A 15,475-nucleotide genomic window follows, 5' to 3' on the forward strand; every position below is an offset into this window, starting at 1 on the left:
CGCCCCTAAAATACCAACGGTAGACAAAGCCCCCGCGAACAACTACAATAGAAAGTGCATTCCGACACGCGACACGTTGTTTTATTCTGATGGTACAGGGGAGTTCGCGCATGAGCAAAATTAAGATGCGATGCATCACCTGCGGCAAGTGGTTTCAGTCGGCAAATGCTAAAGAAGTAACTTGCCCCGATTGCACGCAGAAGGTCAGGAAAGAAAAATTAGCGGCGAAAAATGCACCGCCCGCACCAGCTAACAGACCTGTTGGCCCAGGTACAACACGTCAGACACCACCACCACCCAAACCGAAAGCTAAGCCTGAGCAAAGTGGTACCAGTCATTGGTTTGATGCCCTGGATGATATTAAGGTCGCAGAGCCCGACCAGCCAGCACGCCCCAAACCACAGCTACCCTCTGGACCACGCGAGACACAACATACACAACAGCCAAATAGCTTTAACGCACCACCATCGCCCCCATCTGCTCCTGGAGCGCATCCGCAAGAGCACGGGCCAGACGAGGCACATCACGGCGAGCGTGGATATGGCCAGCGTGGACCGGGCGGCTATCGTGAAGGTGGTCCGCGCGAGGGTGGATACAGCCGTGGTCCCGGTGGCTACCGCGAAGGCGGGTACAATCGTGGCCCAGGCGGGTATCGCGAAGGGTATCAAGGTGGCGGTCCGCGCGAAGGCGGGTATAATCGTGGCCCCGGTGGTTATCGCCAGGGCGGCGATCAGAGCCAGCCAGGCCCCTATGGCCAGCGCCTACGTCCTCCCTATGACAACGGCGCGGGACGTGGTCCCCGACCCGAGCGACCAGGACAAGGCCGCCCCATGCCCAATCGCCCTCCCAGAGGCAAGCCTGGACGCCCCGCAACGGCAATTGCTAAGCCCAAACGCGAAAAGATTCCACCGCCTCAGCCCTTTGAGCCTTCGACCGAACAAGTGGAGAAGGTTGAGCAGCGCTATCTAGAGCTCGCGAAGCCCTCGGAATATGATGGTATCCGCACCCAGATCGCCACCGAGGTAGGTATCCCCAAAAAAACGGTCAAGAAAATTATAAAGGACCTGCGCGACCGGCAGCATATGCCGAGCTGGTGGGAGGTACAGACCTATAAAGGGAGCAATGAAGAGCTGGAACGCATCAAAGAGGCCTACCTGCCGCTGCTCCCCATTCCCCCCGTTGGCGTCCATAAAATCCTTGCGGAGAAGCTCTCGGCCAAGCCAGGCGTCGTGTACCAGGCCATTAAAGCCATTCGCCTGGAGATGAACCTGCCGCAGTATAACGATCCCTCGCTACATGGCGACTTTAACGCGAGTCACCATCAGCCAGCTAATGGGCAACAAAAGACAGGCGCAGACCAGCAGCCAGAGGGCACCACACCAGTTTCCACTCCCTCCGAGGAGGAGAAGCCAGCCGTCTCGGCGGAAGCTCCAGTCCCAACAGAGGCCCACGAACAGACGACAAACTAACCAGCAACCAGAGTTATTCTGTGCGCGACTACCGCGAACGCGGTCCCGAGAGGGGGAAGCCAGCAGGCAACTCCCTCTCGCTTGCTACAAGCGTGCCACGGGTAGCCTATAGCGCGTATACTCATAGAGAATAGTACTGTCTAGTGGTCTATTATATATAGACGCGTGCGCTTGCCCCCAAATGGGGGTTAGCAGCGTCGTGCCACTAGGTAGATGCGTGCCTTGTGCCCTTGAGGGTATTCAGCAGCGTCGTGCCACGTTGAAAGGTTGATAAGCTTGGTCAGGTACCCCATGCCTAAAGGCATGAGCTTGTGAAAGCAAGCTCGGACCTGTCCAGGCTTAGCCATGGGCCTTCTGCGCGAGGCAGGAGGTTATCAGGCTACGATAGAGGAGAAGTGTTAAAGTTCCTACCTACAGGTGCGTGCCAGCCGGTAGCTCTAGAATCTCTGGGTTAAACAGCAAAGCGGGGTCTATGCAGTGCTCAGGGAAAAGTACCGCCCTCTATCATTGTCGAGGCAAACATTACCTACGAAAGTAGAGGCTCAACGTGAGCAATGTTTTTGTGATTGATAGTGACTATAAACCTTTAAATCCGGTGCATCCAGGACACGCGAGGCGCTTGCTCAGGCAAGGGAAAGCAGCCGTCTTTAGACGTTATCCGTTTACCATTGTGCTCAAACGGGTGGTAGAACAGCCAGAGGTACAACCCTTGCGCCTCAAACTCGATCCAGGCAGTAAAACGACGGGAATTGCCCTGGTGAACGACACTAACGGTCACATTGTGTTCGCGGCTGAACTCTCACATCGAGGGCATGCCATTAAAGATAGTCTTGATAGTCGTCGTGCAAGTCGCCAGGGGCGTAGGCAGCGTAAAACACGCTACCGCAAGCCGCGATTTGACAATCGACGCAGGAAGAAGGGATGGTTGCCACCATCGTTAGAAAGTCGCCTTGCCAACATTCTGACGTGGGTAGCTCGCCTGTGTCGATATGCTCCCATTGCCGCTCTCAGTCAGGAGCTTGTGAAGTTTGATATGCAATTGATGGAGAATCCCGACATTGCAGGCGTGCAATATCAACAAGGAACCTTGCAAGGCTATGAGGTCAGGGAATACTTGCTGGAAAAATGGGAACGCACGTGTGCCTATTGTGGCAAACAAGATGTTCCGCTTCAGGTAGAGCATATCCATCCACGTGCCCGTAGTGGAACAAACAGGATAAGCAATCTTACCTTGGCTTGCCAAGCATGCAATACTGCCAAAGGCACTCAGGAGATCGAAGTCTTCTTGCAAAAGAAACCTGACGTGCTCAAGCGTCTTCTCGCTCAGGTCAAAAAGCCACTCAAGGATGCCAGCACTGTCAATAGCACACGATGTGCTTTGCTCGAACGGCTGAAAGCTCTCGGCTTGCCTGTCGAGTGTGGGAGCGGTGGATTGACGAAGTGGAATCGTACCACGCGAGGACTCCCCAAAACCCACTGGCTCGATGCAGCTTGCGTAGGCAAGAGCACGCCTGATGTGCTTGTGCAGAAGGGAGTCATCCCACTGCGAATCAAAGCGACAGGGCATGGGAGGAGGCAAATGTGTGTGCCTGACAAGTATGGATTCCCCAAGCAGCACAAAGAGCGCAAAAAGAAATTTCTTGGGTATCAAACGGGTGATATGGTCAAAGCCATAACGCCCAAAGGACCATTTGAAGGACGGATAGCCATTCGTCATCGGCCTTCATTCCGACTGGAGAAGGTCGATATTCACCCCAAATATATGCGTTGTGTGCAACGATCCGATGGCTATGAGTATACACAGAAAGGAGTGCGCCATGCTCCTCCCCATGGCTAAAGCCAGGGGCCCCCGCATGGCGCAATTTTTAGATGGAGAATTGTCTCTTCTGTAAAATTGTTGCGGGCGAGATACCGAGCAAAATTGTCTACCAGGATGATCATGTCGTCGCCTTTGAAGATATTCATCCCCAGGCCCCCGTACATCTCCTGGTCATTCCCACGCGTCATATCGCCTCTATGAGCGACATTCAGCCAGACGATGGTCCGGTCCTGGCCCAGATCTTTACCGTCGCCAAACAGATCGCCCACGAGCGCAAGTTGGAGGATGGCTACCGCTTCGTCACCAATGTAGGCCCTCATGCAGGACAATCCGTACTTCACCTGCATTTCCACCTGCTTGGCGGCAAGCCAATGGGTTGGCCACCCTTTCCTCCAAGATAAAGGAATTGTTCATGCGTATTGCAATTGACTATACCGCGGCCATCAGGCAAGGGGCAGGCATTGGCACCTATGTCCGTCGCCTGGTGGACGCGATGCTTGATCAGGACACCACCAACGCGTATACACTTTTGACCAGTGGGCGCCTAACGCAGGAGCAACCATTCCCAGAGGGAGAGCGGGTGCGTGGACGCAGTGTGCTCATCCCGGACCGCTATCTCAATATTCTCTGGTATCGCTGGCGTGTACCACTCGCCGCGACCATCTTTACAGGCGCCACAGATATTTATCATGGCCCGGACTTTGTGCTACCACCACTTCCCAAGAAGACGCGCAAGGTCGTCACCATTCATGATGTAGCCTTTCTTGAGCACCCCGAATACGCCGCTCCTTCGCTGGCTGCCTACTTAAAAAAAGTTGTTCCCGAGGCCCTGGAGGAGGCGGATGTCATCGCTACGGTCTCGCACGAGGTCAGCCGTACACTCATCAAACATTTTCAGGCACCGCGTGAAAAGTTGACCGTGATTCCTAATGGCGTTGGCAGCTACTTTAAGCGCGTCACCGATCCCATGCTGCTTGAAGCTACACGCAATAAGTTTGGTCTGAAAGCCCCCTTTCTGCTGGCCGTGGGAACCCTGGAGCCACGCAAGAATCACCTGGGTCTGATCAAGGCGTATTATCAGCTCTACCAGCAGAAGAAGGCCCCCGCGATGCTGGTGATTGCAGGTGGAAAGGGCTGGCTCTACGACGAGACACGCGAACTGGTGCAGCAACTCAAACTAGAGAAGCGCGTGCGCTTCCTGGGCCGTGTGAGCGACCTGGAGCTGGTACACCTGTATAGCATGGCGCAGATCTTCGCCTTTCCCTCGTTCTTTGAGGGCTTTGGCATTCCGCCGGTCGAGGCCATGGCCTGTGGCACGCCTGTCATCACCTCCAATGTCTCCTCCCTTCCCGAGGTCGCGGGTGATGCCGCGCTCCTCGTCGATCCTCATAATATTGATGAGCTTGCATATGCAATTGCACGCCTGAGCGGTGACGAACAGTTACGCAATGACCTACGCCAGAAGGGCTATGCGCAGGCCCAAAAGTTTACCTGGGAGCAATCAGCCCGTAAAATGCTCTCAGTATATCAACGCCTCTATGAGGGGAAAACCAATTTCTCAGACGAGGATGCCCTTTCATGAAAATAGGTATAAACGCGCTTTTCTACCAGCATCCCGCGTCCGGGACTGGACAATATATGTTCCACCTGCTCGATGCGCTCAGCACCATCGATAGTCAGAATGAATACGTCCTTTTCGGGCCTCAGCCAGCCAGCAATACGACTTCATTCTATCCCTATGTTGTGCAACCTGTGCCAGCCTTCGTGCAGCGCAACGAGAACCTGCGCAAAATCTTTTGGGAGCAGGTGACGGCTCCGACCGCAGCACGCAAAGCCAGGGTCGATGTGATGCATGTTCCCTATTTCGCACCGCCGCTCCTGCCACGCGTGCCTACGGTTGTCACCATTCATGACGTCATTCCCTTGCGTCTCCCGGCCTATCTGCCCAACAAGAAGGTTCAGGCGTATATGAACCTGGCCGCCAGAGCCGCACATAACGCGACCGAGGTGATTACGATCTCTCAGCATGCCCGGCAAGACATTATTGAGGTACTCAAAATACCGGAGGAGCGCATTCACGTCATTTACCAGGCTGCTGGCGAGCAGTTCCAGCCCATTCGTGATCCCGAAGTGCTGGCTCGGGCCAGGGCGCGCTATGGCCTCAACGAGCGCTATATCTTCTATCTGGGGGGAATCGACCAGCGTAAGAACGTCCCGCAACTGGTGCGAGCCTTCGCGCAACTCTATACGCGGCTGGGCGATCCCGATTTACAGCTCTTTATCTCCGGTAATCCCGATAAACAGAGCGGACCTTTCTTCCCCGATCCACGTCCTGTGGCCCGCGAGCTGGGAATTGAGAAGCAGGTCATCTGTCGCTTTGTCGAAGATGAAGATAAGCCCACTATCTATAGCGGGGCCAGACTCTTTGCCTTCCCCTCGCTCTACGAGGGCTTTGGACTCGATCCCCTGGAGGCCATGGGCTGTGGTACCCCGGTGGTATGTTCAAACCGCACCTCGCTGCCCGAGGTGGTGGGCGATGCCGCGCTCCTGATCGATCCAGACAATCTGAATGAGTTTGTAGATGCCATGTATCGCGTCCTTACTGATGAAACCCTTCGCTCCGACCTTAGCGCCCGCTCGCTTGAACGCGCCAAAGCCTTTAGCTGGCACACGACAGCGACGCAGACACTCAGTGTCTACGAACAGGCCTACAGGCGCACCCATACACACTTGAAAAAATAACCTGGTAGTGTGAGTGATTGCGTAACATGCCTGCGGCATGTTACGCAATCACTCACACTACCAATACCTACTCTGCGAGCCACGCAGTGGCGAGCAGTCCCTACTTAGCAAACAAAAAAGAGAAATAGATATGCGTGTACTGATGATCTCGAAGGCCCTCGTCGGGGGGACCTCGCAGAAAAAGCTCGAAGAACTGGCGAAATGTCCAGACATCGACCTGACGCTGGCCACACCATCTTACTGGCTGCATGACGATGGCAGTAAGCTAAACCTCGAACGACTCTATACCAGTGGCTACCGCATGATCGAGACCCCCATGCGCTTCAATGGGCGCTATCACCTGCACTACTATCCCGAGTTGGGCAAGATCGTGCGCGAGGTACGGCCAGACATCGTCCATATTGATGAGGAGCCATACAACTTCGCCACCTATCACGCCACACGCCTGGCGGTCAAGCATAAGGCGCGCCCCCTCTTCTTCGCCTTCCAGAACCTCTACCGCGAATATCCCCTCCCTTTCCGCCAGATGGAGCTTTACAACTTCAAGCACGCCACCACGGCCCTGGCGGGGAACCAGGATGCTGCCGATGTCTTGCGACGTAAGGGCTATAAGGGTAGCCTGCATGTCATTCGCCAGTTTGGCATTGACCCGAGCATCTACCAGCGTACGCTGCCTCCACGAGAGCATAAAGCGAGCGAACCCTTCCTCCTTGGCTATGTGGGGCGCCTGGTCGAGGCCAAAGGCCTGCCTACCTTGATTGAGGCCCTCCCCAAACTCCCTGATTACTGTCAGGCCGTCTTTATCGGGGTCGGCCCCATGCGCGAAGTGCTGGAGAAGCAGGCTGCCGAACTGGGCGTTGCCGAGCGTGTCACCTTCAAGGGGAGCCTACCCACCTATGAAATTCCGCGCGCCATGCAGGAGATCGACGTTCACGTCCTCCCCTCGCTGAGTCGCCCCAACTGGACGGAACAATTTGGCCGCGTCCTGATTGAGGCCATGGCCTGCGAAACTCCAGTTATTGGCTCTAGTTCAGGCGAGATTCCCCTGGTGCTTGGTGATGCTGGCCTGGTCTTTAAGGAGGGTGACGCCGATGCGCTGAGCGCCTGTGTGCGCAAGCTCCTCGATGACCCCGCCCTCTACAAAGATCTCGCCAAACGCGGTCGCCAGCGCGTACTTGAGAACTATACGCAGGAGCAGATCGCGAAACAGACCTATGATGTCTACCAGGAGATGCTGGCAACGCCCGTCTAACATTTTCTCAGCGCCTTCGGCGCTTCCCCAAAAAGGAGGGATGTGTTGTGGCGATTGCTGCGCAATCGCCACAACACATCCCTCCTTTGGCACAATTTCCTTATTTTCTACCAACCAAGCAAGAAAAAGCTTTTCTTACCCTTGTATGCTTTCTTGGCCCTATGTTATACTTGCTCTAATAAGGTGATGTTGCCTTACCCCCTGGGCTAAGTTGCTCATACTCCGGTGCTGCCATACCGCAAGGTCAGGGCCTTGCGCACTCAACCTTCGCCTACAAAACCAGACCAGCCCCTCACAAGGGAACTATGCACAGCTTCACAGCAATGACTACGACGTTCGCTGTTTGATCGTCGCTACAAACAGGCTCCAACGCAGGTGCCCAGTACCCTCTTAGACCGTGATTATCTATTTGGGAGGACACTGCATGCAGCACGAACACACCGCACAACACACCACCTATCCGCTCTATGATCCCCGCTGGGAACATGATGCATGCGGCACCGGTTTTCTCGCCCGGCTTTCAGGCGAGGCCGATCATGCCCTCGTGCAAACCGCTCTAACAGCACTTACACACCTTACCCATCGTGGAGCACAGGATGCTGACGCCGAGACAAGCGATGGTGCAGGCATCCTGACACAAATTCCCCTGCCGCTTTTTTATGCCGAGCTAGAACGGCAGCACATCGCCCCTTCCTCTGTTCAAGATCTCGCCGTAGGCATGTTTTTTTTACCCCAACAGGAACGCGCACCCCAGGCCTATGAGCACAGTCGCCAGATCATTATGCAGACATTACAAGAAGTGGGCATACCAGCGCTTACCTGGCGCACACCTCCTATCAACTACGCCATCCTGGGAACCCGCGCGCGCGCCTCGGCTCCAACCATCAGCCAGGTCATCATCTCTCGTCCTGAACAGCTTGGCCTTGAAACGTATGACCGAGCGCTTTACCACGCACGGCGTCTTATAGAACAGCGCCTCGCACAGGAAAAGCTTGAGGATTGCTACATCGCCTCGCTCTCACGCAACACTATCATCTATAAGGGTCTCCTGGCCCCCAACCAGCTCGCGAGCTTCTACCTGGACCTGGTTGATCCCGACTACGTGAGTGCGCTGGCTGTCTTTCACCAGCGTTATAGCACCAACACCCTGCCCTCCTGGCCGCTGGCCCAGCCCTTCCGCCTGCTCGCGCATAATGGTGAGATCAATACCATTCAGGGCAACCGGAACTGGATGCAGGCCCGCGAGAAGGCGCTGGCGTCCCCGCTCTGGCAGGAAAAGATCGCTGACCTTCTACCCGTCATTCCCGCCACTGGCAGCGACTCGGCTCAGCTCGATAACGCGCTTGAGCTTCTGACATATTCTGGTCGTGACCTGCTGCATAGCGCGCAGATGCTTGTGCCCCCTGCCTGGGAGCAGGACACCGAGTTTGACGAGGCCCAGCGCGCATGGTGTGAGTATCACGCGGGCCTGGTGGAACCCTGGGATGGACCCGCCGCCCTGGTCTTTAGCGATGGGCGCATTGTGGGGGCCGCGCTGGACCGCAATGGCCTGCGCCCCGCCCGCTATACCCTGACCCGCGATGGCTTGCTTATCGTCGCCTCCGAGGCTGGCGTGGTCCCATGCGATCCAGAGAATGTCGCCGAGAAGGGCGGCCTGGGACCCGGCGAGATTATCGCCGCCGACCTGGTCGCGCATAAAGTACTCCATAACGCCGAGGTCAAGAGCGACCTGGCGCAGCGCCAGCCCTATCACCAGTGGCTGGAGGATCATCTCCTGCATCTCGCAGAACTGGAAACGACCTCGTCAGAAGAGGTAGCCAGTGATCCCGAGACACTCTTCGCGCATCAGCAGCTCTTCGGTTATACGCATGAGGATGTCGAAATGGTGCTCAGGCCAATCCTGGCCGAGAATAAAGAGCCAACCTGGAGCATGGGTGATGATGCCCCGCTTGCCGCGCTCTCTAACATCTCACGCACCTTTTCGGATTACTTCCGCCAGCGCTTTGCCCAGGTCACCAATCCTCCCATTGACCCGCTCCGCGAGCGAATTGTGATGTCCCTGGATAGCTACCTCGGGCCTCGCCAGAGCCTGCTGACAGAGACTCCCGAGCACGCACGCCTGGTCCGTCTCACCTCGCCGATCCTGGACGAGAAGCAGTTGAGCATTCTGCGCGATACCATCCAGAGCCACCTGCGCCCCGCAACACTGAAGACCACCCTGGATATTACCCATCCAGACAACACTGTTGAGATGACGCTGGATCGCCTGGAGCAGGAGGCGCTCGCAGCCATTGAGAATGGCGCGACTCTCTTAGTCCTGAGTGACCAGGACGCAACTCTAGAGCAGCCACCCCTACCCATGCTTATCGCGGTAGGCGCGGTTCACCATACCTTGATCAAACATGGGCTACGCGCACGCGTCTCCTTAATCTGCGAGACTGGCACAGTCTGCGATGTGCACCAGATCGCAGTCCTGCTTGGCTACGGCGCCGAAGCTGTCGTCCCCACCCTGGCGCTGGCAAGCGTACGCGCGCTCGCCGGAGAGCGTCGCCTGGAGCATATTACGCCCGAGGAGGCCGTGGCACGCTACCGACACGTAATTGAGGATGGGCTGTGCAAGATCATGGCGCGTATGGGTATCTCTACCCTGCGCAATATCATTGGCGCGGGCCAGTTTGAGATCCTAGGCCTGGCTCCTGAACTGGTTGAGCGCTGCTTTACCGACTCGGCGGCCCGCTACGGCAAGGTCTCCTTCGCCCAGGTCAATGAAGAGATACGCAAGCAGGTCGCGAAAATTCAAGAAGAGCGGCAGGCCCCGGCGACGGGTCCAGCCGTGCGCAAGCGCAAGCTGGCCGACATGGGTCGCTTCCGCTTCCGTCGCGATGCCGAGTATCACGCCTACAACCCGCTCATCATTCGCTCGCTCCAGAAGGCGGCTCAGACTGGCCTGACAGAGGATTATCGCCAGTACACTGGTATGGTCTATCAGCGTCCCGCGACCAACCTGCGCGACCAGCTACGCTTTACCACTCGCCAACCTATCCCTCTGGCAGAGGTTGAGTCGATGGAGTCGATTCGCGCGCGCTTTGTGGTCTCCGCGATGTCCGTGGGCGCGCTCAGCCCTGAGACGCATCGCACTATCGCCGCCGCCATGAATAGCATCGGCGGACGCAACAACACCGGCGAAGGTGGCGAGGACCCGGCCTGGTATCACGAGACGCTGGAGGGCTATCCCGTCAGCAGCAAGATCAAACAGGTGGCCTCGGCCCGCTTTGGCATCACCACCGAGTACCTGGTACGCGCGGAAGAGATCGAGATCAAGATGGCTCAGGGTTCTAAGCCAGGTGAGGGCGGACAGCTTCCCCCTGCCAAGGTCACACCCTTTATCGCGCGCCTGCGCCATACCGAGCCTGGCGTCTCGCTCATCTCGCCGCCACCCCATCACGACATCTATAGCATTGAGGATATCGCACAGCTCATCTACGACCTGCACCAGGTTAATCCAACAGCCAAAGTAGGTGTCAAGCTGGTCTCCTGCCTGGGCGTGGGCACCATCGCCGCCGGGGTCGCCAAAGGCCATGCGGACTACGTGCTCATCAGCGGGAATGATGGTGGCACTGGCGCTTCGCCCCTGCAATCTATCAAGCACGCGGGCATGCCCTGGGAGCTAGGATTAAGCGAGGCGCAACAGGTGCTCGTCCGCAACGGCCTGCGTAAGCGCATCAAAGTACGCGTTGATGGTGGCTTCAAGACCGGCCGTGACGTGATCATCGGCGCGCTTCTGGGCGCGGAGGAGTTTGGCTTTGGCACAGCGGCCCTGGTCACTCTAGGCTGCGATATGGCGCGTCAGTGCCATCTCAACACCTGTCCAGCGGGCATTGCCACGCAGCGCGAGGATCTGAAGGCCAAGTTTACCGGGCGCCCCCAGTTCCTGGTCAACTACCTGACCCTGGTCGCCGAAGAGGTCCGTGAGTTCATGGCTCAGCTTGGAATTGCTCGCTTCGAAGACCTGATCGGACACACCGAGCTGCTGGAGAGCGCGCCCGATGCCACCATCGATCTTACCTCGCTCCTGGTCTCGCTCCCCATACACTCTGAACCCGGCAGGCATACGCACGACGCACCAGCTCGCGTTGAGCAGGAACTCTTAACGGAGGTTGAGAGCGCCCTGGATGGCGAGCGCAGCATCCTCACTCAGCATCCTATCGCCAATTATGATCGCTCCGTAGGCACCGTCCTGGCAGGCGAGATCGCGCGGCGCTACGGCAATGAGGGTCTGACGCGCAACAGCATTACCTGTACCTTCCATGGGGCCGCGGGCCAGAGCTTTGGCGCGTTCTGCATGCCCGGCATGCGTCTGATCCTCAATGGCGAGGCCAACGATTATGTTGGCAAGAGCATGACTGGCGGCCAGATCGTGATTCTCCCGACCGCGGAGGCACCCTACGAAGGGCACAAGAACACGATCCTCGGCAACACCGTGCTCTATGGCGCAACGGGCGGTCAACTCTTCGCGGCGGGTCGCGCTGGCGAGCGTTTCGCCGTCCGCAATAGCGGCGCGCTGGCGGTGGTCGAGGGCGTGGGTGCGCATGCCTGTGAATATATGACTGGTGGTATGGTAGTGGTCCTGGGTGAGACCGGACCCAACTTTGCCGCTGGCATGTCCTCAGGCGTGGCCTATGTGCTCGATATGGATGGCTCCTTCCCCACACGCTGCAACCTGGCAGCCGCGCAACTCGCACGCGTACAGGACGCCCAGGAGAGCGATGCCTTGCGCACCGTCATCGACTGGCACGCGCGCAAGACGCATAGCAGCCACGCGCAGCGATTGCTGGAACAGTGGGAGTTTGTCCTGCCGCGCATCTGGCGCGTCCAGCCTGAGAACACGCACCAGAACGCTTCCCACTTTGTAGGTGGGCGCGAAGAGACGCAGAATCGGATCGCCACCAAATAATCCCTTACTCTCCCTGGTTGATCCGCGAGAGGATGAGCACTTGCCCATCCTCTCTTTTCTTTTCCTCCGGTACGATCCACTGAAAAATTTTCTCCATACAACCATTTTGGACTTCTGCCGTTATACAATAGAGGAATAAATGTTTAGCCTGCCACCGCGCAGACCAGCATGCAGCGAGATTAACGACAAAGATATGAAGTCAGAGAAAGATTATTATGCCGTTCTGGGTGTGGCCCCAAGCGCTACGCCAGCCGAGATCAAGGAAGCCTTTAAGAAGCTGGCCTTACAATATCACCCCGACCGCAATAAGAGCGCGGACGCCAATGAGCGTATGAGCGAACTCTTGAAGGCTTATCAGGCCCTTAATAATCCGGAAGAACGCAAGAATTATGACGCCCAACGCAAGCGGGGGAACGGCGCCACAACCATCCCAGGACAGGCCAGAAGTGCATACACGCCTGGGGGGGCAGCCCGTGGCAATAAGCACGAGGTCTCTCCGGGTGCCAGGCGAGATCGCCAGCGTCACTATGCCTTCCCCGCCTACAGGGTTGGTGAGCCAATGGTGGTCGATCTGGGGGAAATGAGTTATATCCTCTCATCAGACGAGGCCCTGACCCTGGCTGAGCAGGGGCTGTTACGTGGCAATGCCCCACGCCGTTCCACGGATGATGAGTTTTACTGTCATCGCTGTCACCATCACTGGAGTTACTCTGGTCACAAAGGAGAGCTGCCCCAGACCTGCCCAAAATGTCACGCGCGCGACTGGCAGGAATATCTGTTGCTGCGCTGTAGCCACTGCAAGGCTATTTTTGAAAGCGAACAAATTCGCTACGAGATCGGTGCATATACCTATAGCAAACCACATCACACCAGGGATGATCGCTGCCCTCCCTACGAACTCTTCCCCCTCTGTCCCTATTGTGGGCAGTCACAGTGGTGCCCGGCGGAAAATCACCGTGTAACCACGCTACGCAAAAAACTGGAGACACAGCGTCTCGTTTGGATCAGCGCCATCATAGTCCTTGTCGTTGTTGTAGGCATCATGGCCCTGGGCTTCCTCCATTAAAAACCTAACAGGACCAATGAGGTGTCGAGCCAACTCAAATTTTGTGTATGCTACAATGCTCTTTATACTGTCATAGAGTATTTGCTCGACACATCTATTTTTATTTTCATCGTCCCGAGTGGCTTCACGCACTCATCCTCAGCACAGGAGGCGTACCGTGCAGACCTTACTACCGAACGGTGTCTATCCCCCGCTACCCACCTTTTTCGACGCGCAGGAGAACCTGGACCTCTTCACCTTGCAGAGGCATATGCGAGCCCTCCAGGAGAGCGGCATCGCGGGCTATGTTCTCTTAGGCAGCAACGGCGAAGCGGCCCATGTGACCTCTGAAGAGCGTGCGCAACTCGTATCCACGGCACGAGAGGTTATGGATGAGAGCCCAGACACGCTTCCCCTGATAGTTGGTTGTGGCGATCAAGCAACACGAACAACCATCGCCCATTGCCAGCTCGCGGCACACTCCGGCGCCACCATTGCGCTCGTCCTGCCACCCTTTTATTTTCGTGGCCGCATGGATTCTCAGGCGCTACTAAAACACTATCGCGCCGTTGCCGACGCCAGCCCTATACCAATTTTGCTCTACAACATGCCCGCCAACACTGCCGGCCTCGACATGGATGTCAGTCTTATTTGCCAACTCGCCGAGCATCCAAACATCATTGGACTCAAGGACAGCAGCGGCAACGTTGCCAAAATGGCCAGCATCGTCGCCCAGGCCCCAATAGACTTCTGCGTTTTCGCTGGAAGTGCCAGTTTCCTGCTACCCTCCCTGGCGATTGGCGCTGCTGGCACCATTGCGGCGCTGGCCAATATCTTTCCCCACGAGGTCTGCCTGGTACAAGCCCTCTTTGAGGCAGGGCAACTGGAGGAAGCTCGCGCGCTCCAGGCGCGCCTGATTCCCACCAATACGGCAGTAACCACCACCTATGGCGTCCCGGGCTTGAAAGCGGCTCTGGAGATCCTTAACGGCTATGGCGGGCGGCCACGCATGCCCCTGCAACCACTTAGCCCCTCTGAACGCGAACAACTATCGCGTCTCCTGGCAACTACGCCCATGGATGCAGCACACGTGTAGCCAATATTAAGCAGTAATGGCCCGAGGCTGGGGGCGACGCTGCGTCGTCGTCCCCAGCCTCGTTCGCTGCGTCGGAGCCACAATAAGGCTACTGCACGGTATAATTAACTTTCTGTGCCAATTGCTTATCGCTACAGGCGGTCGAGGAGGCCCAGTAGATCTCCACGTGACCTTGTCCCTTGCCACCTGTAATAGCGTAGGAGTACGTCCTGGTAGAAGTTGCCTTGACCGCGATAGGATAGGTAGTAAATTGCTGGTCGCCAATGTACCACTGCAAGCAGGCTGCCCCGCCCTTGCCCGCAGGCAGTCCAAAGGTCACATACATTTTCTGACCCGCCTGAAAGGTGTCCCCTGGATTTACCGGCTTGGCGGACTGCGTATCCACGTCGTGAGCCATCTGGGCGTCGCTGACGTATTGAGAAGCGGGGTACTGCCCGGGATCTGTAGTGGGAGTTGGTGTTGGGGCCGTGTCCGTTGGCGTGGCCTGAGCATCTGGGGTCGGAGTTGTGCCACTCACGACCTGCTGAGGAGCACTTGTCGGGCTTGGTAACACCGTCGTCTTGTGATTATCATTCGAAGCCTGCGAAAACGCAGACGCAAAAATAAACACCAGTACTAGCATGATCGCGCCGATGAATACGCTGATACCAGCGATGGTCAAAGGCAGGCGCGACGAGCGCTGGGGAGCCCGTGGCTGAGCAACATTCGTCGAGGCCATCGGACCGGCCGGGCCATTGAAGCCTGGAGGAGAGGCATAGGGCTGAGGACCAGGGCGGCCATTGTTGGCAAAGATTTGCTGCATTTGCGGATTATAACTAGCACCGCCAGCTCCTCCCCCTGGTCCCTGCTGCCACTGCTGCCCCGGCACAGGCTGTCCAACTGGCGCGCTCGCAGCTGGCGGATACATACCGTTCCCCATTGGCGTAGGAGCGCCTGGCCCCTGCCCACCTTGCACTCTACCATCGTTCCCTTGATTTATGGCGGCGCCACAACGCGGGCAACTCGTGCGCGAAGGAGAAACGGGAAAACCACAATTCATACATCGCATAGATAAATCCTCTCGAAAAGCGTAGCCCCTTATGAAAGAGTGTTCATTTG

10 protein-coding genes are annotated in these 15,475 nt (G+C 57.0%); 9 read left to right on the top strand and 1 reads right to left on the bottom strand.

Going from position 1 to position 15,475, the window contains the following annotated elements:
- Positions 1 to 110 precede the first annotated feature (110 nt).
- The 9 genes from KRAC_RS61345 (at position 111) to KRAC_RS11960 (ending at position 14,377) form a co-directional block, all read left to right on the top strand.
- Complete coding sequence (locus KRAC_RS61345) at positions 111 to 1,469, top strand: hypothetical protein (RefSeq protein ID WP_007907218.1); 1,359 nt, start codon at positions 111 to 113, stop codon at positions 1,467 to 1,469.
- A 547-nt stretch (positions 1,470 to 2,016) separates the two neighbouring features.
- Entirely contained in the window at positions 2,017 to 3,306 is a 1,290-nt protein-coding gene (iscB, locus tag KRAC_RS11925) for an RNA-guided endonuclease IscB (protein WP_007907219.1), read from the top strand.
- Positions 3,307 to 3,338: 32 nt separating this feature from the next.
- On the top strand, positions 3,339 to 3,689 hold the full coding sequence (locus tag KRAC_RS11930) for a histidine triad nucleotide-binding protein (RefSeq protein ID WP_040442397.1): 351 nt from the start codon (positions 3,339 to 3,341) through the stop codon (positions 3,687 to 3,689).
- An 11-nt stretch (positions 3,690 to 3,700) separates the two neighbouring features.
- Positions 3,701 to 4,870: a glycosyltransferase family 4 protein gene (locus KRAC_RS11935; protein WP_007907221.1), complete on the top strand. Its 1,170-nt coding sequence runs from the start codon at positions 3,701 to 3,703 to the stop codon at positions 4,868 to 4,870.
- On the top strand, positions 4,867 to 6,030 hold the full coding sequence (locus KRAC_RS11940) for a glycosyltransferase family 4 protein (RefSeq protein WP_007907222.1): 1,164 nt from the start codon (positions 4,867 to 4,869) through the stop codon (positions 6,028 to 6,030). Before KRAC_RS11935 ends, KRAC_RS11940 begins: the two co-directional genes overlap by 4 nt.
- Before the next feature lie 130 nt (positions 6,031 to 6,160).
- Positions 6,161 to 7,282 carry a glycosyltransferase family 4 protein gene (locus KRAC_RS11945; RefSeq protein WP_040442398.1) on the top strand — a complete coding sequence of 374 codons (1,122 nt, stop codon included), beginning with the start codon at positions 6,161 to 6,163 and terminating at the stop codon, positions 7,280 to 7,282.
- Positions 7,283 to 7,706: 424 nt separating this feature from the next.
- On the top strand, positions 7,707 to 12,236 hold the full coding sequence (gene gltB / locus KRAC_RS11950) for a glutamate synthase large subunit (RefSeq protein WP_007907226.1): 4,530 nt from the start codon (positions 7,707 to 7,709) through the stop codon (positions 12,234 to 12,236).
- Between the two features lie 193 nt (positions 12,237 to 12,429).
- Positions 12,430 to 13,302 carry a DnaJ domain-containing protein gene (locus KRAC_RS61350; RefSeq protein WP_157506392.1) on the top strand — a complete coding sequence of 291 codons (873 nt, stop codon included), beginning with the start codon at positions 12,430 to 12,432 and terminating at the stop codon, positions 13,300 to 13,302.
- Positions 13,303 to 13,459: 157 nt separating this feature from the next.
- Positions 13,460 to 14,377, top strand: a complete 918-nt coding sequence (locus KRAC_RS11960; protein WP_007907232.1) for a dihydrodipicolinate synthase family protein — start codon at positions 13,460 to 13,462, stop codon at positions 14,375 to 14,377.
- Positions 14,378 to 14,465: 88 nt separating this feature from the next.
- Here KRAC_RS11960 and KRAC_RS11965 read toward each other — a convergent pair whose 3' ends face one another.
- Positions 14,466 to 15,425 carry a zinc ribbon domain-containing protein gene (locus tag KRAC_RS11965; RefSeq protein ID WP_007907234.1) on the bottom strand — a complete coding sequence of 320 codons (960 nt, stop codon included), beginning with the start codon at positions 15,423 to 15,425 and terminating at the stop codon, positions 14,466 to 14,468.
- Between the last annotated feature and the right edge of the window lie 50 nt (positions 15,426 to 15,475).

It is taken from the genome of Ktedonobacter racemifer DSM 44963 (genome assembly GCF_000178855.1).
Classification (GTDB): domain Bacteria; phylum Chloroflexota; class Ktedonobacteria; order Ktedonobacterales; family Ktedonobacteraceae; genus Ktedonobacter; species Ktedonobacter racemifer.

Coding starts and splice junctions, on each gene's coding strand:
- KRAC_RS61345 (WP_007907218.1), top strand. CDS start 111: ATGAGCAAAATTAAGATGCGATGCATCACCTGCGGCAAGTGGTTTCAG.
- KRAC_RS11935 (WP_007907221.1), top strand. CDS start 3,701: ATGCGTATTGCAATTGACTATACCGCGGCCATCAGGCAAGGGGCAGGC.
- KRAC_RS61350 (WP_157506392.1), top strand. CDS start 12,430: ATGAAGTCAGAGAAAGATTATTATGCCGTTCTGGGTGTGGCCCCAAGC.
- KRAC_RS11965 (WP_007907234.1), bottom strand. CDS start 15,425: ATGCGATGTATGAATTGTGGTTTTCCCGTTTCTCCTTCGCGCACGAGT.
- KRAC_RS11940 (WP_007907222.1), top strand. CDS start 4,867: ATGAAAATAGGTATAAACGCGCTTTTCTACCAGCATCCCGCGTCCGGG.
- KRAC_RS11930 (WP_040442397.1), top strand. CDS start 3,339: ATGGAGAATTGTCTCTTCTGTAAAATTGTTGCGGGCGAGATACCGAGC.
- KRAC_RS11945 (WP_040442398.1), top strand. CDS start 6,161: ATGCGTGTACTGATGATCTCGAAGGCCCTCGTCGGGGGGACCTCGCAG.
- gltB (WP_007907226.1), top strand. CDS start 7,707: ATGCAGCACGAACACACCGCACAACACACCACCTATCCGCTCTATGAT.